The following is a 25604-nucleotide window of genomic DNA, read 5'->3' on the forward strand; positions in this document are numbered from 1 at the left end:
GACCTCGATGGAGACCCGAGCGCCGCTGTCCCAGGCGGACAAGCGCGCCCTGCTCGCCAAGCTGATGAAATCGGGCGCCGTACCCTTTCCGCTCTCCTACGGCCAGCAGTCCCTGTGGTTCATGGACCGGATGCGCAGCGAGGCCGGCGTCGCCTACAACATGCCGTTCGCCTGGACGGTGCACGGTGAGGCCGACCCGGAGGCGCTGCGCGGCGCGTTCGCCTGGCTGGTGGCGCGGCACCCGATCTTCCGCACCACGTACGGGCACGTCAAGGGCATGCCGGTGCAGCGGGTCGCCCCGCAGGGGGAGCTGGACTTCCGCGTCGTCGCCCTCGCATCCGACCAGGACCTCGCGGCCCTGCTCGGCGCCGAGGCGGCCCGCCCGTTCGACCTGGAGCGCGGCCCGGTGCTGCGGGTCGTGCTGGTACGGCGCCCGGCGGCGGCGCCCGTGCTGTTCTGGGTCACCCATCACATCGCGATCGACGGCTGGTCGCTGTTCGCGCTGCTGGAGGAGCTGGGGCAGGCGTACACGGCGCTGCGCGGCGGCTCCGAGCCCACCTGCGCGCCACCCGCCGCGACCTACGCCGACTTCGTGGCCTGGCAGGCGGCGATGCTGGCCGGGCCGGACGGGGCCAGGATGGCGGCGTACTGGACGGAGCTGCTGGCCGATCCCCCGCCGGGGCCGGCGCTGCCCGCCGACCGGCCGCGCCCTGCCGACCAGACCTTCCGGGGCGCCTCGCACGCCTTCCGGCTGGGCGCCGAGCGGTCGGCGGCGGTCGGGGAGCTGGCCGCGGGCGGCGGGGCCACCCTGTACACGACGCTGCTGGCCGCCTTCCAGGTGCTGCTGGGCCGGGCCTCCGGCCGGCGGGACCTCCTGCTCGGCACCTGGACCTCCGGGCGCAGCCGCCCGGAGTTCTCCGACGTCGCCGGCTACTTCGTCAACCCGGTCGTGCTCCGCGCCGACCTGTCGGGGAACCCCGGCTTCTCGCAGGTGCTCGACCGCACCCGGCGGGCGGTGCTCGGCGCCCTGGACAACCAGGACTACCCGTTCCCGCTGCTGGTGGAGCGGCTGGGCGCGCACCGCGACCCCAGCCGCTCCCCGCTGTTCGACGTGGCGTTCACGCTGCGCGCCTCGCACCGGGGGGAGATCGTCCGGACCGAGTCCCCCGAGGCGGCGTCGCCGCTGGGCGCCTCCTCGGCGGGCGAGCGGGGCATGCTGCTGCGGTTGGGCGAGCTGACCCTGTCGACCTACCCCCTCGACCAGCGGACCGTCCGTTTCGACGTGGAGCTGGAGTTGGTCGCCGCGGACGGCGAGATCTCCGGCCTGCTGCGCTACAACACCGATCTGTTCGACGCGGACACGATCGCCTGGCTCGCCGAGGGCTACCTGCGGGTGCTGGACTTCGCGGCCGGCGACCCCGGCCGTCCGGTGGCGGCGTTCCCGTGGGAGCCCCGTCCCGGTGCCGGAGTACCGAGCGGGGACCCGGCCGCCGCGGTGGTGAGTCCCCCGGCGATCCCGCACGGTCCGGCCCCGCGCGCGGGCGCCCCGGCCGGGGAGAGCGTCGCGACCGGGAACACGGGCACGACCGGCCGGGTTCCGGCCGAGTTGCTGGATGTCGTCACCGCCGTCTGGAGTGAGGTACTCGATCTGGAACCCGGTGAGATCGGCCCGGACGACGACTTCTTCGGCCTGGGCGGCCACTCGCTGGCCGCGGTCCAGGTGGCGATGCGGATCCAGGACCGGCTGGGCGTGCAGGTGTCGATCTCCGACGTCTTCCACCACCTGACGGCCGCCCAGCTGGCCGCCTGGCTGGCCGGTCCCGCCGGGACCGGGCCCCGCCCGCTGCCCAGGACGCCCGGCGCCGGATACCCGCTCTCCCACGCCCAGGAGAGCCTGTGGGTGCTGAACCAGCTGGCCCCGGCGAGCCCCGCCTACAACGCGCCGCACGCGTTCCGGCTCCGGGGACACCTGGACGTCGAGGCGCTGGAGTGGGCGATCGGGCGGGTGGTCGCCCGGCACGAGTCGCTGCGCACCACGTTCACGACGACCAGGCAGGGGCCGGTGCAGCGGGTGGCGGACCCGGCGCCGGTGCCGCTGCCGGTGGTGGAGACGGCCGACGCCGCCGGGCTCATCCTGGAGGAGTACCGCAGACCGTTCGACCTCGCCGGCGGCCCGCTGCTGCGGCCCGTGCTGTACCGGGTCTCCCCCACCGAGCACGTGCTGCTCGTCCTGGCGCACCACATCGTCTTCGACGGCTGGTCGACCGCGATCTTCTGGCGGGAGCTGTGCGCCCTCTACCGCAACCGGGTCGAGGGCTCGGCCGAACCGGCGCCGCCCGGCACCCAGTACGTCGACTTCGCCGTCTGGGAACGCGAGTCGCTGACCGGTGAGCGGCTGTCCGGCCTGGTGGACTACTGGCGAAAGCAGCTGGCGGGCGCACCGCGCACCGCGCTCCGCCCCGACCTGCCCCGCCCCAGACGGCCGCTGTTCCAGGGCGCCCAGCACGCCTTCGAACTGCCCGTCGACGTACGCGGGCTGTGCCGCGCCACCGACACCACGCCGCACATGGTCTACCTGGCCGCCTTCAAGGTCTGGCTGGCCCGCCGCACCGGCGTCTGGGACGTGACGGTCGGCTCGGTGGTGTCCGGCCGCTCCAGAAGCGAGGTCGCCGACCTGATCGGGCACTTCGTCAACACGGTGGCGGTCCGCACCCCGCTGGCCGAGGCGCACACCTTCACCGAGGTCGTCGACCGGGTCCGGCAGAGCCTGCTGGGCGCCTACGAGCACCAGGAGCTGCCGCTGTCGAAGCTGACCGCGGAGCTGGGCAGGGACCGCAGGAGCCCGTTCGACGTGCTGTTCACCCTGCACGACCGGCGCCTGCTGGAGTCGGCCGACGACCGGCTGCCCGGGGTGACGGCCGACCGGCTGGTCATGCCGCTGGGCACCTCGCAGTTCGACCTGGCCCTGGAGGTCACCGACCTGGGCGGCCACGCGCGCGCGGTCCTGGAGTACGACACGGCGCTGTTCCTTCCGGAGACGGTCGCCGCGATGGCCGGCGAACTGGAGCGGTCGATCACCGCCCTGGTGTCCGGCCCCGGCCTTCCCCTTGCGAGATGACACGGCGTACCGCGCGGGCGGTGCCGTCCTTCCCGGACGGACGCGGTGCGGGACGACTCGACCACGATCGGTGACCTGGAGGTCTGACGTGAGCACCTACGTAGTGGTGGTCAACCACGAGGAGCAGTACTCCATCTGGCCGCACGACCGGGCCCTGCCCGCCGGGTGGACCGCCACCGGAACCCTCGGCGGCCGGGACGACTGCCTGGCCCGCATCGAGCAGGTCTGGACAGACATGCGCCCTAAATCCCTGCGTACGCCATGACCGTCCTGCAGGGGACCCGGCCCCGTGTCAACGCCGGACGTCTGGTGAAGCAGGTGGCCAGGCTCGGCGCCATCGGCGCGGTGCCCGGCGGCGGGGTGACGCGGCTGGCGTTCACCCCCGGAGACGTGGAGGGTCGCGCCTACGTCGCGCGGCTCATGGAGGAGGCCGCCCTGGCCGTGCGGATCGACGCGGCCGGCAACCTGATCGGCCGCCGCCCCGGCGCCGCACCGGGGGCGCCCGCGCTGGTCCTGGGCTCGCACATCGACACGGTGCCGGACGGCGGCGCCTACGACGGGGCCTACGGGGTGCTGGCCGGCATCGAGGTGGCCAGGACCCTGCACGAGGAGGGCGTGCGGCTGAACCACCCGCTCGTGGTGGTGGCCTTCTGCGACGAGGAGGGCGCCCACGGGACGATGGGCATGCTGGGCTCGCACGGCTTCGCCGGGGTGCTGCCGCCCGGCGCGGCGCGCGCCCTGGACGATCGCGGCGTCCCGGTCGCCGACCTGCTGGCCGCGGTCGGGGGCGACGCCGACCGGCTGGCCGAGGCGGCCTGGTCACCCCGCGACATCGCCGCCTACCTGGAGCTGCACATCGAGCAGGGAGCGGTGCTGGAACGCCTGGGCGTACCGATCGGGGTGGTGGAGACGATCACCGGGCGGGTGAACGTCTCGATCACGGTCGACGGCGTGGCCGGGCACGCGGGCACCACGCCCATGGAGCACCGGGCGGACGCGCTGGACGGCGCCGCCCGGCTGGTGCTGGCCGTGCGGGCCATCGCCGCCGACGAGCGACTGGTGCTGCGCGCCACCACCGGGACATGCGCCGTCGAGCCCGGCATGTGGAACGTCGTCCCCGGCAGGGTCCGGCTCGGGGTGGAGTTCCGCGACACCTCGGCCGGGGCACTGGACGCGGCACTGACGCGGCTGGCCGAGGTCGCCGCCGAGGTGGCCGGCGCGACCGGCACCCGCGTCACGGTCGTCCCCGGCGCGCGCACCGCGCCGGTCGACTGCGACGCGGGCCTGCGGGAGCTCATCGCCCGCGCCACGGCCGGGCAGGGCCTGCCCTACCACCGCCTGCCCAGCGGCGCCGGCCACGACGCGCAGATCGTGGCGCGGATCGCGCCCGTCGGGATGATATTCGTGCCGAGCAGGGGCGGGGTGAGCCACGCCCCCGGGGAGTACACCGCCCCCGAGCACCTGGCGTGGGGAGCGGACGTGCTGCTCACGGCGGTGCTGATGCGCGACGCGACCCCGGATATCGAGCGGTAGCCGATGTGATATCGACTCGATCGCGTCCCATTCTACGTTTGTCACAGAACGGAAGAAGGAAAGAAAACACCACGGATGAATGAGGTAGAAAATGTCTCGGTGGATTACCTGGGTCGCGAAGGTCACCGCCAGTGCCGCGCTCTTCACCCTGCCTGTGGCCGTCGTTCAGGGTACGATCACCGCAGCGTCATCAGTCGCTCACATCACCGGCGACAGCACATGGACCTGATGATTCAGCAGAAATTCCCGATAAAGTAGCCAGTCGCGCCCTGATTCGCCGGTAATCCTCGGAATCGGTATCGGTGCCACAATCCAGGGCGCGATTCAGCGCATCGGAGGCGGCGGCCTCGTCCCCTTTGAGGAGGAACACCTCCCCCAGCGCGGACAGTGCCCTGAACCGCCACAGCCGGGTATCCAGCTCGGTGGATATCTCGAAGGTCTCAAGCAGATGGGCCACCGCCTCGTCGAACCGGCCGCGCCGGGCGTGCAACTGGCCGAAGGCCAGGTGAATCCGCGCCTCCACGAAGCGCTCGCGCACCTCCTGGGCGATGGCCAGCGCCTCGTCGAGACTCTCCACGGCGGCCTCCAGCCGGTTCTGGCGGACCTGTATCTCCCCCAGCCCACACAGGATGTACGCCTGCCCGATGCCGTCCTGCCGCTCCCTGACCAGGGCGAGCGCGGCCCGGGAGGTCGCCTCCGCCTCCCCTGGCCTGTCCTGGCGCAGCAGTGTCTCCCCCAGCCTGTTGAGTATCTGCGCCTGACCCCGCTCACTGCCCAGTTGCCGGAAGACCTCCAGGGCCTGTCTCAACAGGGGCTCGGCGAGCTCCGCTCTCCCCTGGTCAACGTGGACCTGGGCGATGCCCCCGAGCACGTGGGCCTCGGCGAAGCGGTCCCCGACCGCGGCGAAGATCCTCTTCGCGGTGAGGAACCCCTCGAGCGCCGTGTCGAAGCGGCCCGCGAGCCGGTCCAGCAGTGAGATGTTGCGCAGCGCCAGCGCCATCCCGTACGAGTCATCGAGCCGCTCGAACAGCTCACGCGCCGCCCACAGGCACTCGCCCGCCCGCTCCGGCATCTGCTGGAAGAGATACATGCTTCCCGTCGAGCAGAGAACGGCCGCCTCACCGCGCAGATCGCCGGTCCGGCGAGCGGCGGCGAGGGCCGTCTCGTGGGTGGTGCGCCAGTCATCGAAGTGGCTCCGGGCCTCGAACAGGGTGGTGGCGGTGACGGCGAGGTCCCAGCACAGCTCGGACGCGCCGAGGTGGGCGGCCTGGGAGACGGCGGCGACGAGAGCGCCGCGTTCGGCGTCCAGCCAGTCGAGTGGCCGCTCCAGGAGCTCGTCCGTGTCGGCCGGCCGCCACCGGGGCACCGAGCCGTGCAGCTGGGTGAAGGCCCCGCCGTACTCCCGCTGGTGTGCCTCCTCGGCCAGCACGAGCCAGCAGCTCAGGGCGCGGGTGACGGCGGCGAGCCGGTCCTCGGGCGGTTCCTCCTCATGGGCCCGCTCCCTGGCATACAGCCGGACCAGGTCGTGGAAGCGGTAGCGGACCTGGTCGGCGCCGTCGGGACCGAGCACCTCGACGAGCTGGGCGTCCACCAGCTGGTCGATCAGGTCCTCGGCGTCGAGGCCGTCGATGTCGAGCAGCGCCGCGCCCGCCCAGGAGGCGAAGTCGGGCGCCTCAAGCAGCCCCAGCCTGCGGAACATCAGCGCCGCCTCGGAGCTCAGGTCGCGGTAGCTGAGGGCGAAGCTGGCCCGTACGGTCAGCTGGCCGTAACTCAGCTCGTCCAGCCGGCGCCGCTCGTCGGCGAGACGCTTGGCCAGGCGGGCCGGGGTCCAGTACGAGCGGGTGGTGAGGCGGGCGCCCACGATCCGCAGTGCCAGCGGCAGCCCGTCACACAGCTCGCCGAGCAGCGCGGCGGCCTGGGGGTCCTCGTCCATGACCACGGAGTCGGCGACCCCGGCGAGCAGCGCGGCGGAGTCCGCAGCGCCCAGCACCTCCAGATGGATCACGCTGGCCCCCTCCCTGGCGGCCAGGTCGCCCAGCGGGTCCCTGCTGGTCACGATCACGCAGCAGGTGCCGGAGCCGGGCAGCAGCGGCCTGACCTGGTCGATGACCCGGGCGTTGTCCAGCAGCAGCAGCACCTGGCGCCTGCCGATGACGGTGCGCAGCAGGCCGGCGCGCTCGTCCAGATCCTCGGGAATGCGCTCGCCGGCGATGCCGAAAGCCCGCAGGAAGCGGTCCATGACCGCGCCGGGGGCCAGCGGCTGGGCGTTGAGGTCGTAGCCGCGCAGGTTCACGAAGAGCTGGCCGTCGGGGAAGCGGGAGGCGACCCGGTGCGCCCAGTGCACGGCGAGCCCCGACTTTCCGACCCCGCCCACCCCGGTGATGAGCGCGATGGTGAGCAGCCCCTGGCCGATCCGCTTGTCCAGCAGGGCGTCCAACTCGGCGATCTCGATGGTCCTGCCGACGAAGCAGGGCGCGTCCGCGGGCAGTTGCGCGGGCACCACCCCGTGCTCGACCGGGGCCACCGGCTCCGCGGGCGCGAGCTCCGATCCGGTGGCGGCCTCGGAGACGGGCACGGAGGCGGGAACGGAGGCGGGAACGGAGGCGGGAACGGTCACCCGGGCGGGTGCCGGGGTCAGCTCGGGGGCGTCGCGCAGGATGGCGTCGTGCAGGACCTGTAGCTCGGTGCCCGGCTCGATGCCGAGCTCCTCGACGAGGTGCATCCGCCCGATCCGGTAGGTGTCCAGCGCCTCCGCCCGCCGCCCGCACCGGTATCTGGCCAGCATCAGCTGGGCGCGCAGCCGCTCGCGCAGCGGGTTGGCGTCGACGAAGACGGCGAGGTCGTCGATCAGCTCCCGGTGCCGGCCGAGTGCGAGCTCCAGCTGGACGCGCTCCTCGGTCAGCGTCAGCTGGCGATCGTCCAGCCGTCGCGCCTCGGACTCGACGAACGCGCTCTCGATACCCGCCAGGACCGGGCCGCGCCACAGGCCGCACGCCTCGGCGAACAGCCGGGCGGCGCCGGAGAGGTCGCCGGCGCTCTCCGCGGCCCTCGCCTTGGCGGCGAGGCGCTCGGCGAGCAGGACGTCGACCTGGGAGAGGTCGGCCTGCAGGATGTACCCGGGCGAGGAGGTACCGAGCAGGTTCGCCGGGGCGCCCGCCTCCACGAAGGCCCGGCGGAGCCCGGAGACACAGATGACCACCTGGCTGCGGGCGGTGGGCGGCGGGCGCTCACCCCATATCGCCCCGGCGAGCAGGTCGACGGGGGCGACCCGCCCCGCGCGCAGGATGAGCGTGGCGAGAATAATTCGCTGGCGTGACCCTCCGATCGAGACCCGTTGCTCACCTACCAGGACTTCAAGTGGACCGAGAACGCGAAACGACAGAGCAGTGTCCATGCGCCACCATCAGGGAGTGTCCGACTGCCCCTTGCGTAGGGTGAATTACTTATTCACGAAAAACACCATTTCAGCAGTATTTATCATGGGATGTCCAGTCTTATTTTGCGTGCGCAGCCGAACACGGCGCCACTTGCGGGATTGTTGGAGATTACCGCGACCGGACATCCGTATTCACGCCGAACGACGCAACCGGAACCACGAGGGGTACCGGAAGGACACAAAGAGGCGCGACAGGCCCGGGCGATACCGGTGTGGCCGCCCGGACTCCGGCGCCTCCTCAGGCTCCGCCCTCCGGTGCGAAGTGGTCATGTGGCGGAGGGCGGGGCGATCCTCCCCGTCACGGAGGCAGAAGATCTGTACCGGCTTGTGTCACCTCCCGCCGGAGTCCCCGGCCACCATGGGCCATCCGCCCTGGTCACGGCTTGGGGGACGCCGGCCTGTGTCATCGGGTTCAGGCGGAGCCGACCTTGAGGCACTTCTTGAGCGCGTCCCTGGAGCTCCGGTGCAGTGGCGCGACCTTCGAGAGCGCCGCGTCGCGCGCCTGCAGATACTTGGCCCCGGCGGCGTTGTACGCCTCCATTGCCTTCGCGGTGGCGGGATCCGCCTCCGGCGCGCCTGCCCCGAGCGGTTGCGGGGCCGTCTTCGAAGAGAGCTTGTCCACGTCCGCGGCGGCGCCGGCCTTCGCCAAGGCGTCATGGGCGACCTTGACCTCCGGGACCGCCTCGACGCCCGCGATGGCGTCCTCGGCGTCCAGCAGCGCGAGATGCTCCTGGGCACACGCGGCCGGAGCGGGAACGACCGCGGCGGTGGCGGCAGTGGCGGTGGCAGTGGTGGCGGCGACACCTGCGGTGGCCAGGGTGGCGAGAAGGCCGACGGCGACGAGCCCCGTCGCGGCGATGCGGATGTGCATGGGTACTCCCGTTAGTGCTGAGGGTTGATCTGCACGGGACCTCATGCACCGCGATGACCATGAGTAATCGCCGGGATACCTCAAGTTCACACCAAGGATCGTGCGCCCCGCGCACCCCCGCGGTCCCAGCCGGGACATCGGCCACAATTCGCCACTCCCGACGGCCGCCCTCCACCGCGTGGCCCTCGGTGCACGTACCGCGTTCCCGCCGTCGACGGTTCGGGAAGACATGCGGTGCTACCGGGCGATGCCGACCTCGCCTGTTCGGGCGGCCCGGTCCCACACCCGGCCGCCGACGTATCCCGTCGGCGGCGAGCCGATCTCCCGACCGGCTCGCTAGGGCAGGCCGTTCCTGCTCTTGTAGTCGTTCCAGACCCGCACGCAGTAGGCGTAGCGCCAGTCGCCGGGGGGCAGGTGGCGGCAGGCGTAGGCGGCGCTGATTCCGGCGGCGCTCCCGCCCCCGGCACCCGGATCCGACGGCCGGCTCCTGGACACCGAGGGCGAGGGCGACCTGGTGACCGGTGCGCCCGCCCTGGTCGTACGGGACTGCGACCGTGCCTTCCGCGCCCCGGGGCGCGACCGCCTCGATGCGGTGTTCCCCGCGTTCCCCGCGTTCCCCGCGTTCCCCGCGTTCCCCGCGTTCCCCGCGTTCCCCGCGTTCCCGAGGGTGTTCGCGGTGTTCCCCGCGGCGTCGCCGACCCCCTGGCCGGTGCTTCCGTTCGCCTGCCTGGCGTTGCCGGTCACCGGCGTGGCGCCGGCCCGCGCGGAGCCCCGGTCCTCCCGGCTCTCGCGGTTCCGCTTGACTCGCTTGACCCATTCGTTCCGGGAACCGCCGGCGGTGCCGGAAAGGGCCCGCTCAGCCGGCAGGACCCGCACCGGGTCACGGTGCGGCCCCCTTCCCCTGCCCACCGGAGCCTTCCGCTCTCCCGCGGGGGCCCCGGCCGCCGCCGGGGCTCGCGGTGGCGTGATCACCATGTCGTGATCCGCGAGGAGGCGCTCCGCGGGAGGCGCCGGCGCCCTGCTCGCGGTGGGCGTCCCGGCCCACGGGGACCAGCCGGACGACCAGACGCCGACCCCTGCGGCGACGAGGAACCCGGCGACCAGCGCCGGCCCCAGGAGCTGGTCGCGCGAGAGCCTCGACCACGGCCGCTGCCAGGGGCTGGGCGGCGGCGGCATGGAGAAAGGCCTGCTGTCGAGGTATGTCCAGGAATGACGGGCCGGTGGCCGGGCGGTCTCTTCGTCCGCCTGCTCGTCCTTCCCGTGCCGCGCGATCCCGTGGGGTGTCGGTGCTTCCTCCTGCCACCGTCCATCGGGTTCGGGAAGGGTCGCGGGCCCGGCGGAGTGCGGAGGATCTGCCGGCCGGAGCCGCGAGTCGCTGTACGGCATGCGTCCTCGCGGTCTGGCGTTGAGGCCGTGGCCGTGAGTCCGATCGTGCTCACCGTACATCTCGCCTCCCGTATCGCGTCCGACCTCCCCTAGCCTGGCAAAAATCACACACTGTATGCGGCACATGACAGTACGGTCTTACCGATCTGTTATCAGCACCAGGCCGCAAAGATAAAGAAATGCGGTGAAGTGCTCGACGGCGGTGTCGAGACCGGTCACAGGCGACGCCGGCCGCCGGTTCGGATCATTCGGGGTCGTAGGCGAGGTTGGGGCGCAGCCAGCGCTCGACCTCCGCGAGGTCGAGGCCCCGCCGCCGGGCGTAGTCCTCGATCTGGTCCCTGCCGACGCGCCCCACGGTGAAGTACCGCGACGACGGGTGGGCGAAGAGCAGCCCGCTGACGCTGGCCGCGGGGGTCATCGCGAAGGATTCGGTCAGGCCCATGCCGATCCGCTCGGCGTCGAGCAGGCCGAACAGGTCCCGCTTCTGGCTGTGGTCCGGGCTCGCGGGGTAGCCGAGCGCGGGGCGGATGCCGCGGAAGCGCTCGGCGTGCAGGTCCTCGATGCGGGGGTCGGCGTCCGGCTCGTACCAGGCCCGCCGCGCCTGCAGGTGGATGTGCTCGGCGAACGCCTCGGCCAGGCGGTCGGCGAGGGCCTTCACCATGATCGCCCGGTAGTCGTCATTCTGGGCCTCGTAGGTGGCCGAGAGGGTTTCGGCGCCGTGGACGGTCACGGCGAACCCGCCGAGGTGATCCCCGGCCGGAGCCAGGTAGTCCGCGAGACACCTGTTGGGCCGTCCTTCGGGCTTGGCCGTCTGCTGGCGCAGCATCGGCAGGCGAAGACCGTTCGCACCCGCCGTACCGTCGTCGAGCACGGTATCGAGCACGCCGTCGAGCGTGGCGTCGATGACGATGTCGTCGCCCTCGGAGTGGGCGGGCCAGTAGCCGTAGGCGCCCAGGGCCTGGAAGTGGCCCTCGGCGATGATCTGGTCGAGCAGGGTGTTCGCGTCGTCGAAAAGTTCGCGGGCCACCGGCTGGTCGAGGATCGCCGGGTACTTGCCCTTCAGCTCCCAGGCCAGGAAGAGGAACTGCCAGTCGATCATCTTCCGGAGGGCGGCCAGGTCCGGCCGCACGGTGCGGACGCCGGTGAAGTCGGGGACGGGCAGGTCGTCGAACGGGACCCGCTCACGGTTCGCGCGCGCCTGGGCGACGGTCAGCAGCGGGGTGCGCTGCTTGCTCGCGTACTGCTCGCGCAGGCGCTCCTGGTCGGCGCGGTTGCTCGCGTCCAGCTCTCCGGCCCGCTCGGTGTCCAGCAGGTCGGAGACCACGCCGACGACGCGGGAGGCGTCGAGCACGTGGACCGTGGTGTTGTCGTAGGCGGGGGCGATACGGACCGCGGTGTGCTGTCGCGACGTCGTGGCGCCGCCGATCAGCAGGGGCAGCTTCAGCCCGCGGCGCCGCATCTCCGCGGCGACGGTGACCATCTCGTCCAGTGACGGGGTGATCAGCCCGGAGAGCCCGACGACGTCGGCGCCCTCGGCGATCGCGGTGTCGAGGATGACGGAGGCCGGAACCATCACCCCGAGGTCGATGACCTGGTAGTTGTTGCAGCCGAGGACGACGCCCACGATGTTCTTGCCGATGTCGTGCACGTCGCCCTTGACGGTCGCGAGCACCACCTTTCCCTGACCGCGACCGGTGTCGAGGCGTCCCTCCAGCCGCGCCTGCTCCTTCTCCGCCTCCATGTAGGGCTCGAGGTAGGCGACCGAGCGCTTCATCACCCGCGCGCTCTTGACCACCTGCGGCAGGAACATCTTCCCCGCGCCGAACAGGTCGCCCACGGTCTTCATGCCGTCCATGAGCGGCCCCTCGATCACCTCCAGGGGGCTCGCCTTTCGCTGCCGGGCCTCCTCGGTGTCGGCCTCGATGAAGTCGACGATGCCGTGCACGAGGGCGTACGCCAGCCGCTGCTCCACCGGCGCGTCCCGCCAGGACAGGTCCACGACCCGACGCGTGCCGGACCCGCTCACCGTCTCGGCGAAGGCGACGAGCCGGTCGGTGGCGTCCTCGCGCCGGTCGAAGATCACATCCTCGACGAGTTCGAGCAGGTCCGCGGGGATGTCCTGGTAGACCGCGAGCTGCCCCGCGTTGACGATGCCCATGTCAAGACCGGCACGCACGGCGTGCAGCAGGAACGCCGAGTGCATCGCCTCGCGCACGACGTCGTTGCCCCGGAAGGAGAACGACAGGTTGGAGATGCCACCGCTGGTCCGCGCCCCCGGGCACCGCTGCTTGATCAGCGGCAGCGCCTCGATGAACGCCTTCGCGTAGCCGTTGTGCTCGGCGATGCCGGTGGCGACCGCGAGCACGTTGGGGTCGAACACGATGTCCTCGGCGGCGAACCCGGCCTGCTGGGTCAGCAGGTCGTAGGCGCGGGCGCAGATCGACACCTTACGCTCGACGGTGTCGGCCTGCCCCTGCTCGTCGAAGGCCATGACCACCACGCCGGCACCGTAGTCCCGGATGATCCGCGCCTGCTCCAGGAACGGCTCCTCGCCCTCCTTGAGGCTGATCGAGTTGACGACGCCCTTGCCCTGCACGCACTTGAGCCCGGCCTCCAGCACACTCCACCGCGAACTGTCGATCATGATCGGGATACGGGCGACCTCAGGCTCGGTCGCGATCAGATTCAGGAAGGTGGTCATCGCCCGCACGCTGTCGAGCAGGTCGGCGTCCATGTTGACGTCGAGCAGGTTGGCCCCACCGCGCACCTGTTCCAGCGCGACGTCGACGGCGCCCTGGTGGTCGTCCGCCTCGATCAGGCGCCGGAAACGCGCCGAACCGGTGACGTTGGTGCGCTCCCCGATCATGACGAACCCGGTGTCCGGGCCGATCTCGAAGGGCTCCAGGCCGCTGAACCGGGTACGGGCCGCCGGTGCCGGGATCTCGCGAGGCGGGAGGCCGGACACGGCGGCCGCGATCCGCTCGATGTGCCCCGGCGAGGTCCCACAGCACCCGCCGACGACGTTGACCATTCCCGACGAGGCGAACTCGCCGAGCAGCGCCGCGGTCTCGGCCGGGGTCTGGTCGTAGCCGCCGAACGCGTTGGGCAGACCGGCGTTGGGATGGCAGGCCGTGTAGGTGCCCGCCAGGCGCGACAGCTCGGCGACGTGCGGGCGCATCTCCTCGGCGCCCAGCGAGCAGTTCACGCCGACCACCAGCGGCTCGGCGTGCCGGATCGCGCTCCAGAACGCCTCGACGGTCTGCCCCGACAGCGTGCGCCCGCTCAGGTCGACGATCGTCACCGAGATCCACAGCGGCAGGTGCGGGGCGACCTCGCGCGCGGCGGCGATCGCGGCCTTCGCGTTGAGCGTGTCGAAGATCGTCTCGATCAGCAGCAGGTCGACCCCGCCGTCGGCCAGCGCCTGGATCTGCTCGGCGTAGGCGGCACGGACCTCGTCAAACGACACCGCCCGGTAGGCCGGGTCCTCGACGCGCGGGGACAGCGACAGCGTGACGTTCAGCGGGCCGATCGAGCCGGCCACGAAACGCCCGCCCGCCTCGTCCGCGGCCTGACGCGCCAGCTGGGCGCCCCGCAGGTTCATCTCCCGTACCAGCGACTCCAGCCCGTAGTCGGCCTGGCCGATGCCGGTCGCGGTGAAGGTGTTGGTGGTGGTGATGTCCGCGCCCGCCGCGAGATACTGACGGTGAATGTCCAGGATGACGTCGGGGCGCGTCAGGTTCAGCAGGTCAGGGTCACCGGTCACGTCACGCGGGTGCTCTGCGAACCGCTCCCCACGGTAGTCGGCCGGGGTGAGCGAGGCGCCCTGCAGCATCGTGCCCCAGGCCCCGTCGAGCACCGCGATCCGCCGGTCCAGCAGCTCTCGCAGGGCCTGTGCGCCGCCGTCGGCTGCTGGAGTGCCGTTTCCGCGACACGCCCCGCTGTCACGCCCGTGCTCGTCGCCGTTGTTCAAGGACCTGTCCACCAGACCACCTCCCACTGTGGGAGGCGCCCTTGGTGAACGATCGAGGCCGAGCGTGGCGGACCTGAGTCCGTTGCAGCGCCTCTCGACCTGAGAACCGAGGGTACCGAAAAAGGGATGACTGCACCAAAAGCTGATTCTCAACTTGGATTTGCCGACCAGACCGCGCGAGCCGCAGGGGACGGTGCGGGTCGTTACCGTCACCCTGCGGCCTGCGACCTTTACAATGTAGATTTAAAATCTCTCGGCGTGGCCTTCCCGCCGGCGTGGCGGGGCAGGGCGCCTGCCAGGCTTGGAAGACGCCGTCGTTCTGGCCGCCTGCCTCGACCAGGCACCGGACATCGCCGTGGGCCTGGCCGGCTACGACCGGCAGGGGCGATGGTGAGCCACCGATCAACCGGCGAACGAGTGCGACATGGGGCTGGATCTCGTCCCCGGTATGCCTGGCGCGAAGGTCGACCGGGGCATCCGCGGGACTATCGCTTGTAGGCGATCCCGCCGTACATGAGCCGCTGGCCGACGGTCAGCTGCGCCGGGATCGGCCCGTCGGGTCGCCACAGGGGCAGCGCGACGACGCCCGGTTCGAGCAGCTCGAACCCGTCGAAGAACGCGGTGATCTCCTCCGGCGTCCGGAACCGGCCGGTGCCGAGCAGCGCGAGGTACTTCTGCTCCGCGTCACGGGAGTCCTGGCTGGAGGCGCAGAAGTGGGTGATGAAGAGGTAGCTGCCCGACGGGACCGCCGCCATGTAGGTCTCGACGATTCCCCGGGGGTCGTCGTCGTCGTGCAGGTGGTGCAGGACCCCGACCAGCATCACGCCCACCGGCCGGTCGAGGTCGATGAGCCGCTTGACCGCCGGGTCGGCGAGGATCGCCTCGGTGTCACGCAGGTCGGAGGTGACCATCGCCGTACGGTCGTTCTCCGCCAGCAGCGCCCGGCCGTGGGCCAGCACCATCGGGTCGTTGTCGACGTAGACGACCCGCGCCTCGGGATTCACGCCCTGGGCGACCTGGTGAGTGTTCTCCACGGTCGGCAACCCCGAGCCGAGGTCGATGAACTGGGTGATGCCCTGCTTCGCCAGGAACCGCACCCCCCGGCCGAGGACCTGACGGTTGTAGGTCGCCACGTCGTAGATCTCGGGGACGATCTTCACGATCTCCGCGACGAAGGCCCGATCGACCTCGAAGTTGTCCTTGCCGTTGAGGACGACGTCGTAGGCCCTGGCGATGCTGGGCCTGGTCGTGTCGATGCCGACGTCCCGCTCATCCCTCTTGTCGGTCACAGGGGTCCTTTCCTCGTGATCTCGGGGTGATCCGAGAGATCATATGACGTAGAAAGCCAGTAAAGATGGCCCTTCGACCACGATCACGATCACGAAAGCCCCGACCTCGGGTCAGGCGCCCCGCCGCAGCCAAAAGGTGTCCGGCGACCACCATCCGATCCGGGCAGCGTCTCCTGTCCGACTTCGCCGGCAGGGGAGCCGTGTCCCGCCCCACCCGGGACAGAAGTCCCCTGGAGCCAGGAAGATCCAGGACTCCCGGCATGACCCCGCTCCCTGGCCGCCCGGGACGCGGCGCGGAGACAGTGGTACCTCCAGCAATCAAGGAGGAAGACCGTGTCCGTTCACATACAGCCGAGCAACGTCAATCCGGACGGGGCCGCCGCGCCCTTCGCCGCCGCGGCACCGCAGCAGATCCGCATCGCCGGGGTACTCCTGGCCATCGGGGCCACGGCATGGGGGGCCGGTACGGTCATCGTGGGTGACAAGATCCAGGAAGGCATCCAGACACTCGACACCGTCACCGGAATGCTTTTCATCGTGGGGGTCTTCGCCCTGGTCCGGGTGGTCCTGGCCACCCGGGGGACAGGCGACGGGTGGAGCCGGGTGATCCCGGCCGGGCTGCTGGCACTGCTTCCCGGCGCGTTCCTGCTGAACGTGTTCTCCTTCGGTTACGCGACCCACGACGACTTCCCGCTCGCGCTGATGATCCTCGACGCCTGCTGGCCGCTCAGCATGCTCGGCATGCTGGTTCAGGGCATCGCGGTCGCGGTGACCGGCCGCTACCAGGGGCTGCTGCGCTGGCTGCCGCTGCTGGCGGGACTCTGGTTCCCCGTGACCATGCTGGCCCAGATCTTCGGCGGTTCGATCGTGTCGACCTACGTCAGCGCGGCGTGGCTGCTGGGCACCTACGCCCACCTCGGGCTCCGGCTCACCGTCCGGCCGACGCTCTGACCTGCCGCCTCGGCGATCGGGGAGTCCCCCGCCCTCTGAGGCCCGGGCAGCACCGGTCATCGGCAGGGAGCCCGGAGGCACCCGGCGAGGTTCCCTCGACGGCGGCCAAGGGAGTCGTTGTCTCGGCGGTCCGGCAACCTCATCGAATCTCGGGCGGTTCCTCGGGCGGTTCCTCGGGCGGTTCCTCGGGCGGTTCCTCGGGCGACGGACCGAACGTGTCGGGAAAGGCGCGCTCTCCGAGCGTCTCCGGATCCTCCGACGGGTCGGACGGGTCGAGGAGTTGCCGCACGGGCGGCCTGTCGAGGAACGTGGAGACGGCCTCGACCACCCCCTCCCCCAGGGGTCGGAACGCGTCGACCACGGCCTGGGCAGGCGGACCAAGGCGGCTGCCGACCTCCTGGAGGAGGTCTTCCAGCACCTGCGGCAGCGGTGGCACCGGCAGGCCCGACTGGGACTTGGGGTGGGCCTTCTCCGGCGGTGTCCAGCGCATCGAGTCGTCACTCATGGCGAGCCATTCGTCGACGGCGCCGTCGATGGAGTCGAGCACGTGATCGGAATCGTCTGGCATGGCGGCTCCCCTCTTGACCGGGATCCGATAAGACGACGGTACCTCGCCCCGCCGCCACCGGGCAGAGGCGGCCCGGCGACAAGGTGGTGGCGGGAGCCCGCGGACGACTTCCGGGCCGTCCTCCCCGGTACGGCGGCGGAATTTCGATCATCAAAGCCCGCCAAACTGGCATAACCCCCTCATCTGGGGGAATGAGCTGTCGGTGCTCTCTCAAACTCGTCCCGCCAGCGGGGACACTCTCGCCTTCCTCGGCGCGATCATGCGTAATCCCCAGCAGCTGGGGGCGATCGCCCCCAGCTCGAAGGCCGTCGCCCGCCTGGCCGCGTCGGTGATCCCGGCCACTCCCGGAGCCGTGGTCGTCGAGCTCGGTGCCGGCGGCGGGGTGATCAGCGACGCGATCCGCGACCGCCTGCCGTCCGGAGGGCGGCAGCTCGCCGTGGAGGTCAACGAGGGCATGGTGAGCCACCTGCGACGCAGCAGGCCCTGGCTTGAGGTGGTCGCCGGTGACGCGGGGGATCTGGGCAAGCTGCTGAGGCAGGCCGGTCTGTCCCATGCCGACTCGATCGTCTCCTCCCTTCCCTGGACCCTGTTCGAGGAGTCGCGGCAGGAGCGCATCCTGGAGGAGATCTCGGCCTCGCTCGCCCCCGGCGGCACCTTCAGCACCATCACGACGCTGACCGTGCTGCCGCTACAGCGTTTCCGGCACTTCCGTGGCCTCATGGAGAACGCCTTCGCCACCGTCGGCACCCTGGGCCCGATCTGGTTCAACGTGCCGCCCGCCCTGGTGTACACCGGGGTCCGGGCGAGTGAGCGGCCGGCAGAGGACGTCTCCGGCGAGCCGGGCGAGGGTTGACATCACCTGCTGGAGCGGCATCCCTCCCGTCCGGGTGGCGGGGGGGTTCCCGCAGTGCTGATCGACGCCCGCCCGCCTGTGGTCGAATTGCCCCTCCAGCGGCAACTTCAGTAACCGATAATCCGGCTAATCGGAATAAACTTCCGCTTGGCACGGGTTGCCGCCTGCATGGCTGAAGACACCATCTGCGGCACGGCCCGCGGCTCCTCCGAGGTCCCCCTGTCGATCCTCGAGCTGGCCGTCGTCGGTTCGGGAGTGACGCCCACCGAGACCCTGGAGGCGAGCACCGAGCTGGCCAGGCGCGCGGAGGAGTGGGGCTACCACCGGATCTGGGTGGCCGAGCACCACGGCATGCCGTCCGTGGCCAGTTCCTCCCCCGCCGTGTTGATCGCCCATCTGGCCGCCGCGACCAGGAGCATCCGGCTGGGATCCGGCGGCGTCATGCTGCCCAACCACGCCCCGCTGATCGTCGCCGAGCAGTTCGGCACCCTGCACGCGCTGCACCCGGGCCGCATCGACCTCGGGCTCGGCCGGGCCCCGGGCACCGACCCCGCCACCGCGCGGGCGCTGCGCAGGAACGGTCCGGACGCCGACGACTTCCCCGAGCAGCTGGCCGAGTTGACCGCCTTCCTGGACGGCTCGTTCCCGCAGGGCCATTCGCTCGAACGGGTCGTCGCGGTACCCCGCTCCCCCGAGTCGGGCCGCCCGCCGATCTGGCTGCTGGGCTCCAGCGGTTTCAGCGCCCAGCTCGCCGGCATGCTCGGCCTGCCGTTCGCGTTCGCGCACCACTTCAGCGGGAACAACACCATCCCCGCCCTGGAGCTGTACCGGTCGGCCTTCCGGCCCTCCGCCGTCCTCGGCCGGCCATACGCGATGATCGGCGTCTCCGCCGTCGCCGCCGACACCTCCGAGCAGGCGCTGCGCCTGGCCCGCCCGGGCGCTCTGTCCATGCTGCGGCTGCGGCGCGGGGCCCCGCAGCCGGTCCCCACGCCCGAGGAGGCCGAGGCATATCCCTACAGCCCGATCGAGAAGGACTTCCTCGACGACCACCTGTCCAAGGTGGTGATCGGGGACCCCGTCGAGGTGCGGCAGGGGCTGGAGGACCTGCGCAAGCGCACCGAGGCCGACGAACTGATGATCACCACGATGGTGCACTCCCCCGCCGACCGGATCCGCTCCTACGAGCTGATCGCCCAGGCGTACGGCCTCATCTGAGGCCACCGACGTGCGCGGATAAAGCCGCCAATCTCCATTGAATCTGCACACAAGGTCGTTACGCTCCCGCTTTATGATCAGATCGAGATGGGTGGACCTGCTGCTCGTCTGGCCGGCGGTGCTGCCGCTCGCGGTGTGGGCGGCGCTCAGGGCGACCAGCCCACCTGGCCGCAGCTGGGCTGGGAGTCCCTCCCCGGCGTGACGATCGACCACGTGCTCGCCGACTCGCGCATGGCGGTCAACACCTTCGGCGTCCACTCCCTGCCGGACACCGACCACCGCCCGGTCTTCGCCGAGCTCGGCCTGCCCCGGTTCACGGGCCACCGAGCGGTGCCCGGACGGCCGCGGCCCTCCGTGAGCGAGACCCGCCGAGGAACAGCACCAGGGCGAGAACCGCGTACGGCACCGCGGAGGCCGTGAAGATCGTGGCGTGGTCGGTCAGCGCCGAGGCGGCGGCGTAGCCGCCGTAGGCGAGGACGGCGCCCACCTCGGTGCCCAGCCCGGCCAGCGAGGTCACGGTGGCGCGGGCCGGGCCCGTGATGCTCTCCTGCAACCGCGCGTCGGCCAGCACGCTCGCCATCTGGAAGGCGCAGAAGGCGGCCGCGACGGCGACGAACCCCACCGCGACCCCGCCGGCCGCACCCGCGCCGAGCGCCAGCGCCCCGAACGCGAGGAGGGCCGCGAGCTCCCTGTCGGTGAAGCCCCGCCCGGCCGCCGCGAACAGGCCGCCGACCGCGATGCCCGCGGAGACCAGGAGCACCACGAGCGGCACGGCATGCGTGGCGACCCCGGCACCGACCGCGAGCAGCGGGACGTACTCCTCCAGCGACCCCCACAGGGCCGTCACCGCCGGCACCAGCAGCAGCGCCCGGCGCGTCGTCCGGTCGGCGCGTACCTCCCGCAGCCCGGCGCGCAGGGTCGCGGCGTAGCCGCCCGGCGAGGTCTCCTCCCGCTGCCCTCGTACGCGATGTTCGGGAAAGGTCAGTGCGACGGCCGTGGCGAGCACGCATGCCAGGACGCTGCCGGCGCCGACCAGCGGGTAGCCGCCCAGGGCGAACACCGGGGCGGCGACGGCCATGGACGCCATGACGGCGCCCGTGCCGATCGCACGGGCCCGGCCCATGATCGCGGCGTAGCGGCCGGCGGCGCCCAGACGGTCGAGCTCGGTGTAGACCAGCGCCTCCAGCGCGCCCGACTGCAGCGCTCCCGAGGTGCCCCACAGGACGAAGCCCGCGGCGAACACCCAGTAGGTGGGGACGGCGACCAGCAGGCCGAAGCCGATCGCGGCCGCCAGCGGCGCCAGGGCGAGCAGGGCGCGCCGCGAGGCGGTGTCGGCCCACACCCCCGACGGGACCTCCATCACGACGGAGGTGAGCGACCAGATCGCCAGGAGCGAGGAGATCTCCGCGGTCGACAGGCCCGTGTCGACGAAGAGCAGCGCGTAGAACGGATAGAGCAGGACGAACTCATCGAGGAACGCGTAGGTGTAGAGCGTCGCGGCCAGGCGCTTCGCGCGCCCGCCGGGCGCGCGAAAGGAAGAAATGGTCATGAGGTCCTTCTCGCGGGGACTGTGCGGACTCGGGATGCTCGGCATCTCCGGGGGTCCGCGGCAGCGCGCGCCGGACCGGCCTCTGGTTCAGGATCAATGTCGCCAGGTCATGGTGCCGACCCTACAACCGCCTCGCCGGTCGCCGCCTCCCCTTTTTCCTGCGGGGTACGGGTGTCCGTTCCCTCGGCAATCCCCCGGGCCGCGGGCTCGGTGGAAGGCATGAGGTCATCGGCCTTTCTGACCTGGCGGTTACAGGATGGGAGCCGTCACATCAATTGCCGACCCCGTATTCGGGCACGGAAACTGAATGGTCGCCCGCGCCGTGCGGGTGAGGGTGATCCGACGGGGCGTCCACCTGGAGCGGTGGTGCGGGAGAACGGTTGAGCGGGGATGGGCCTCCGGTTCGCCATGCCCTCGAGCGGCGATCACCTGGTGTGAGCACCGTGAGGAGCGTGCCGCCTGTTGATGCCTCCTGATACCTCGGACACAGAAACAGAATCCCGAACCCGACAATCCCCGCCCCTCCCTCGCCGTGGCGGGGCCCGTTCCCTGTGGCGGCTGAAGTCCTACCTGCGCCCCTACGCCACCCGCCTGGTCCTCATCTGGATACCGGCCTTCGCCGCGGTCGGGATCGGCATCGCCATCCCGCTGATCGGCAGGGAGATCATCGACGGCCCCGTGGCCCGGGGGGACAGCGAGGCCCTGCTCCCCCTCGCGCTGCTCGCCCTGGGGCTGGGCACGGCCGAGGCACTGCTCGTCTTCTTGAGGCGATGGCTGCTGGCCGACGCGGTCCTGAGCCTGGAGACCAGCATCCGTGACGACCTCTACAGCCACCTGCAGCGGCTGCCGATGGGGTTTCACGCCTCCTGGCAGTCGGGCCAGCTGCTGTCCCGGGCGACGACCGACCTGTCGGCGATCCGGCGCTTCCTCGGCTTCGGCCTGCTCTTCCTCGTCCTGATCACCATTCAGATCGTGACGGTGACCGGGCTGCTGCTGCGCATGTACTGGCCGCTCGGGCTGCTGGTCGTCGCCTCGGCGGTGCCGATCGTGCTCACCTCGCTGCACTTCGAGCGCAGGTACATCCTCATCTCCCGCCGTGTCCAGGACGAGCAGGGCGACCTCGCCACCGTCGTCGAGGAGTCGGCGGCTGGCATCCGGACGATCAAGGCGTTCGGCCGCGGTCGCCACGTCCTGGGAATCTTCGAGAAGGGAGCCGTGAAGGTCTACCGGACCTCGATGGAGAAGGTCCGCCTGTCGGCGAGGTTCTTCACCTTTCTTGAGGTGATCCCGAACATCACCCTCGCGCTCGTGCTGCTGCTCGGCGCCCTGGCGGCCGGCTCCGGCACCCTGACGCTGGGCACGCTGGTGGCCTTCACGACCCTGATGCTGCAGCTGGTCTGGCCCATCTCGGCGCTCGGCTTCATTCTGACGATGGGCCAGGAGGCGATGACCGCGGCGGACCGGGTGATGGAGGTGCTCGACACCGAACCGGAGATCGTCGGGGGCGTCCGCGTGATCGGGCGGCCCCGTGGACACCTGCGTTTCGAGGGCGCGGGGTTCCGCTTCCCCGGCGCCGCCGAGCCGGTGCTTCACGATGTCTGGCTGGAGGTGCGACCAGGGGAGACGGTGGCGGTCGTGGGGGCGACGGGGTCGGGCAAGACCACCCTGACCTCCCTGGTGCCGCGCCTGTACGACGTGAGCGCGGGCCGGGTCACGATCGACGGCGTCGACGTCCGCGATCTGCCGCTGCCCGAGCTGCGCTCGCTGGTCGCCACCGCCTTCGAGGAGCCGACGCTGTTCTCGATGAGCGTCAGGGAGAATCTCACGCTGGGGCGGCACGACGCGGCCGAGGAGGAGATCGCGACGGCGCTGCGGATCGCCCAGGCCGGATTCGCGTACGAGCTGCCATGGGGCCTGGAGACCAGGATCGGCGAACAGGGCATGTCCCTGTCCGGCGGCCAGCGCCAGCGGCTCGCACTGGCCCGGGCGGTCCTCAGCCGTCCCAGGATCCTCGTGCTGGACGACACCCTGTCGGCGCTGGACGTCGAGACCGAGGCCCTGGTCGAGAAGGCGCTGCGGCATGTGCTGCGCGAGGCGACCGGCATCGTCGTCGCCCATCGGGCCTCCACGGTGCTGCTCGCCGACAGGGTGGCGCTGCTGCTGGACGGCACGATCGCGCACGTCGGCCGGCACCACGAGCTCATGGCGAGCGTGTCCGAGTACCGCGCGCTGCTGTCGGCCGACCCGGACGCCGAGGAGGCACGGCTGTGAGCAGGACGGACCCCCCGGTGCAGGCCGGACACGTCCCCGAGAACGGGAGCTCCACCGCGCCCGCTCCCGGAGCGCCTTCCGGCAACGGGCGAAGGCGCGAGAGCGAGAGCGAGAACGGGAAAGGGAACGGGAAAGGGAAAGGGAAAGGGAAAGGGAAAGGGAACGGGAAAGGGAACGGGAAAGGGAACGGGGAATGGCGCGGGGTCGCCGCGGAGAACCAGGACGAGTTGTCGGAGCAGGTGTCGTTCCTGCTGCGCAGCAGGTCCAGGCGGCTGCTGGGCGAGCTGCTGCGCCCGTACCGCGGGGAGATCGTCCTGCTCGTCGCGATCATCGTGACCTGCAACGTCGCCTCGCTCGCCATCCCCTACCTGGTCAAGGTGGGCATCGACGCGGGCATCCCGCCGATGGTCGCGGGCGCGGGGCCGGAGACGCTGTTGACCGTCGTCTCGGCGATCCTGGCCGCGGCGGTCATCCAGCTGGTGACCCGGCAGGTGTTCCTCAGGATGGCCGGACGCATCGGCCAGAGCATCCTGCTGGAGCTGCGGCGGCGGGTCTTCGGCCACTTTCAGAGGCTGTCGCTGTCCTTCCACGACGACTACACCTCGGGCCGGGTCGTCTCCCGCCTCACCTCCGACATCGACGCCATCTCCGAGATGCTCCAGTCGGGCTTCGACGATCTCGTCACCGCCGTGCTGACATTGGTCGGCACGGCGGTCCTGCTGCTCGTCCTGGACGTCCAGCTCGGCGTGGTCGCGCTACTGCCGCTGCCGGTCCTGGTGCTGTTCACCGGGTGGTTCCGGCGGCAGTCGAGCATCATCTACCGCAGGACCCGGGAGACCGTGGCCCTGGTGATCGTCCACTTCGTGGAGTCGATGGCCGGCATGCGCGCGGTCCAGGCGTTCCGCGGGGAGCCGCGCAACCAGGCGATCTTCGCCCAGCTGAACGCCGACTACCGGGACGCCAACCTGCGGAGCATGCGCCTGATCGCGATCTTCTCACCGGGCGTCAAGCTGATCGGGAACGTGACGGTCGCGGCGGTCCTGCTCTACGGCGGCATGCTGGCGATCCGGGACGAGGTCACGGTGGGCGTGCTGGCCGCGTTCCTGCTCTACCTTCGCCAGTTCTACGAGCCGATGCAGGAGATTTCGCAATTTTATAACACGTTCCAGTCGGCGGGGGCCGCGCTGGAGAAGCTCTCCGGCGTACTGCAGGAGCGCCCCGCGGTGGCCGAGCCGGGCGACCCGGTGGCGCTGGAGCGGCCGCACGGCAGGGTCGAGTTCCGGCAGGTGGAGTTCTCCTATCTGGACGGCACCCCGGTGCTGCCCCGGCTGGACCTGCTGGTCCCCGCCGGGCAGACCGTGGCGCTGGTCGGCACCACCGGGGCGGGCAAGACCACGCTGGCGAAACTGGTCGCCAGGTTCTACGACCCGGTGGCGGGGCGGGTGCTGCTGGACGGGGTCGACCTGCGCGACCTCGGCGAGGAGTCGCGGCACGCCGCGATCGTCCTGGTGACACAGGAGAACTTCCTGTTCAGCGGCTCGGTGGCGGACAACATCGGATTTGGAAGGCCGGGCGCGAGCATGGCCGACATCGTGGCCGCGGCCCGCTCGATCGGCGCCGACGCGTTCGTCTCGGCGCTTCCCGAGGGGTACGACACGCAGGTCGGCAAGCACGGCGGCAGGTTGTCGGCGGGGCAGCGGCAGCTGGTGGCGTTCGCCAGGGCGTTCCTGGCCGACCCCGCGGTGCTGATCCTCGACGAGGCGACGTCCAGCCTGGACGTCGCCGGCGAGCGGCTGGTGCAGCGGGCGATGCGGACGATCCTGGCGGACCGGACCGCCCTGATCATCGCGCACCGCCTGTCGACCGTCGAGATCGCCGACCGGGTGCTGGTGATGGACGGCGGCCGGATCATCGAGGACGGATCACCAGGCGAGCTCGCCGGGCGGGCGGGGCGCTACGCCGACCTGCACCGTGCCTGGATCGACAGCATCTCCGACCACCGGGACCTTCCCGGCTGACCCGTCGGCCCGCGTCAGGAGACCGGTGCGATGGCCTAGGAGTGGGCCATCGCACCACCGGTTCAAGGGTGGCCAATCGATCGATGCTCTTCCCGCAGGTCGCCTCCGGCTGAGAAATCATGGAGCCCAGAAGATCCAGGAGCGCTTCTGCACTAATCAACCGATTGATATTTTTGTCATTCCGCTTCCCGAAGTCCTCCGTATGAGAATCATCGACGCGCAGGTCCGGTTCCCCAGCATCTGCGCAAGACCGCAACCTACAACGCCGTTCGCTGATTCTCGGTGTTTTCCTGCGAGGCTCAGCGAGCCGCCGCGTTGCCGCGGCTGCGTTCTCCTTTTCGGAAGTTCCCGTTTCATCGGTGCGTGCCCGACACGAGTGCCAGGTCTTACCGCTCCTCCACGGGCGTTTGGCGTCTCCCCGCAACTCTGGGCGACGTCGAGACCACGCAAACGGCTGAAGGACGGGCCACGCTCAACTCCCGCCCCGGGCCCAGAACACCACCCGGTGCGACCGCGGGTGCGCCCAGACAGGACAGGCTTGGTTTTCGCTACACCACCATCCGGGCACGTCCCACC

Annotated in this window: 16 protein-coding genes and 1 riboswitch; of the genes, 9 read left to right on the top strand and 7 right to left on the bottom strand. The window is 71.1% G+C overall.

Annotated features, from left to right (window positions below; translation table 11 throughout):
• Positions 1-7: 7 nt before the first annotated feature.
• The 3 genes from OG884_RS36355 (at position 8) to OG884_RS36365 (ending at position 4651) form a co-directional block, all read left to right on the top strand.
• Positions 8-3118 carry a condensation domain-containing protein gene (locus OG884_RS36355; protein ID WP_326640485.1) on the top strand — a complete coding sequence of 1037 codons (3111 nt, stop codon included), beginning with the start codon at positions 8-10 and terminating at the stop codon, positions 3116-3118.
• 88 nt (positions 3119-3206) lie between these two features.
• Positions 3207-3383, top strand: coding sequence for an MbtH family protein (locus OG884_RS36360; protein ID WP_326640487.1), 177 nt, complete (start codon positions 3207-3209; stop codon positions 3381-3383).
• Entirely contained in the window at positions 3380-4651 is a 1272-nt protein-coding gene (locus OG884_RS36365; RefSeq protein ID WP_326640489.1) for a Zn-dependent hydrolase, read from the top strand. Before OG884_RS36360 ends, OG884_RS36365 begins: the two co-directional genes overlap by 4 nt.
• Before the next feature lie 190 nt (positions 4652-4841).
• On the opposite strand, the gene OG884_RS36370 is transcribed toward OG884_RS36365, so the two are convergent.
• From OG884_RS36370 to OG884_RS36390, 5 genes are all read right to left on the bottom strand, one after another.
• Positions 4842-8045, bottom strand: a complete 3204-nt coding sequence (locus OG884_RS36370) for an AfsR/SARP family transcriptional regulator (protein WP_326640491.1) — start codon at positions 8043-8045, stop codon at positions 4842-4844.
• A gap of 454 nt (positions 8046-8499) precedes the next feature.
• On the bottom strand, positions 8500-8958 hold the full coding sequence (locus OG884_RS36375; RefSeq protein ID WP_326640493.1) for a hypothetical protein: 459 nt from the start codon (positions 8956-8958) through the stop codon (positions 8500-8502).
• 336 nt (positions 8959-9294) lie between these two features.
• The gene (locus OG884_RS36380) at positions 9295-10344 is read right to left on the bottom strand and encodes a hypothetical protein (protein WP_326640495.1); all 1050 of its coding nucleotides are present in this window, start codon (positions 10342-10344) and stop codon (positions 9295-9297) included.
• A gap of 244 nt (positions 10345-10588) precedes the next feature.
• A complete protein-coding gene (gene metH / locus OG884_RS36385) occupies positions 10589-14326 on the bottom strand; it encodes a methionine synthase (RefSeq protein WP_326640497.1) in 3738 nt (1245 codons plus the stop codon).
• 15 nt (positions 14327-14341) lie between these two features.
• A riboswitch (S-adenosyl-L-homocysteine riboswitch) is annotated at positions 14342-14416 on the bottom strand.
• Positions 14417-14799: 383 nt separating this feature from the next.
• A complete protein-coding gene (locus OG884_RS36390) occupies positions 14800-15603 on the bottom strand; it encodes an SAM-dependent methyltransferase (RefSeq protein ID WP_326640499.1) in 804 nt (267 codons plus the stop codon).
• A gap of 333 nt (positions 15604-15936) precedes the next feature.
• Between OG884_RS36390 and OG884_RS36395 the strand changes: the two genes are divergently transcribed.
• Complete coding sequence (locus OG884_RS36395) at positions 15937-16554, top strand: hypothetical protein (protein WP_326640501.1); 618 nt, start codon at positions 15937-15939, stop codon at positions 16552-16554.
• Between the two features lie 139 nt (positions 16555-16693).
• On the opposite strand, the gene OG884_RS36400 is transcribed toward OG884_RS36395, so the two are convergent.
• Positions 16694-17122, bottom strand: a complete 429-nt coding sequence (locus OG884_RS36400; protein WP_326640503.1) for a hypothetical protein — start codon at positions 17120-17122, stop codon at positions 16694-16696.
• 202 nt (positions 17123-17324) lie between these two features.
• Between OG884_RS36400 and OG884_RS36405 the strand changes: the two genes are divergently transcribed.
• The 3 genes from OG884_RS36405 to OG884_RS36415 all read left to right on the top strand — a co-directional run bounded on the left by OG884_RS36405 (position 17325) and on the right by OG884_RS36415 (position 19392).
• Complete coding sequence (locus OG884_RS36405; protein WP_326640505.1) at positions 17325-17975, top strand: class I SAM-dependent methyltransferase; 651 nt, start codon at positions 17325-17327, stop codon at positions 17973-17975.
• 168 nt (positions 17976-18143) lie between these two features.
• Positions 18144-19190: an LLM class flavin-dependent oxidoreductase gene (locus OG884_RS36410; protein WP_326640507.1), complete on the top strand. Its 1047-nt coding sequence runs from the start codon at positions 18144-18146 to the stop codon at positions 19188-19190.
• A gap of 73 nt (positions 19191-19263) precedes the next feature.
• Entirely contained in the window at positions 19264-19392 is a 129-nt protein-coding gene (locus OG884_RS36415) for a hypothetical protein (protein ID WP_326640509.1), read from the top strand.
• Between the two features lie 111 nt (positions 19393-19503).
• Here OG884_RS36415 and OG884_RS36420 read toward each other — a convergent pair whose 3' ends face one another.
• On the bottom strand, positions 19504-20739 hold the full coding sequence (locus OG884_RS36420; RefSeq protein ID WP_326640511.1) for an MFS transporter: 1236 nt from the start codon (positions 20737-20739) through the stop codon (positions 19504-19506).
• A gap of 465 nt (positions 20740-21204) precedes the next feature.
• Between OG884_RS36420 and OG884_RS36425 the strand changes: the two genes are divergently transcribed.
• Positions 21205-23010 carry an ABC transporter ATP-binding protein gene (locus OG884_RS36425; RefSeq protein ID WP_326640513.1) on the top strand — a complete coding sequence of 602 codons (1806 nt, stop codon included), beginning with the start codon at positions 21205-21207 and terminating at the stop codon, positions 23008-23010.
• A 227-nt stretch (positions 23011-23237) separates the two neighbouring features.
• A complete protein-coding gene (locus tag OG884_RS36430) occupies positions 23238-25028 on the top strand; it encodes an ABC transporter ATP-binding protein (protein ID WP_326640515.1) in 1791 nt (596 codons plus the stop codon).
• Positions 25029-25604: the final 576 nt, after the last annotated feature.

The sequence above is a fragment of the Streptosporangium sp. NBC_01755 genome, from assembly GCF_035917995.1.
Taxonomy (GTDB): Bacteria; Actinomycetota; Actinomycetes; order Streptosporangiales; family Streptosporangiaceae; genus Streptosporangium.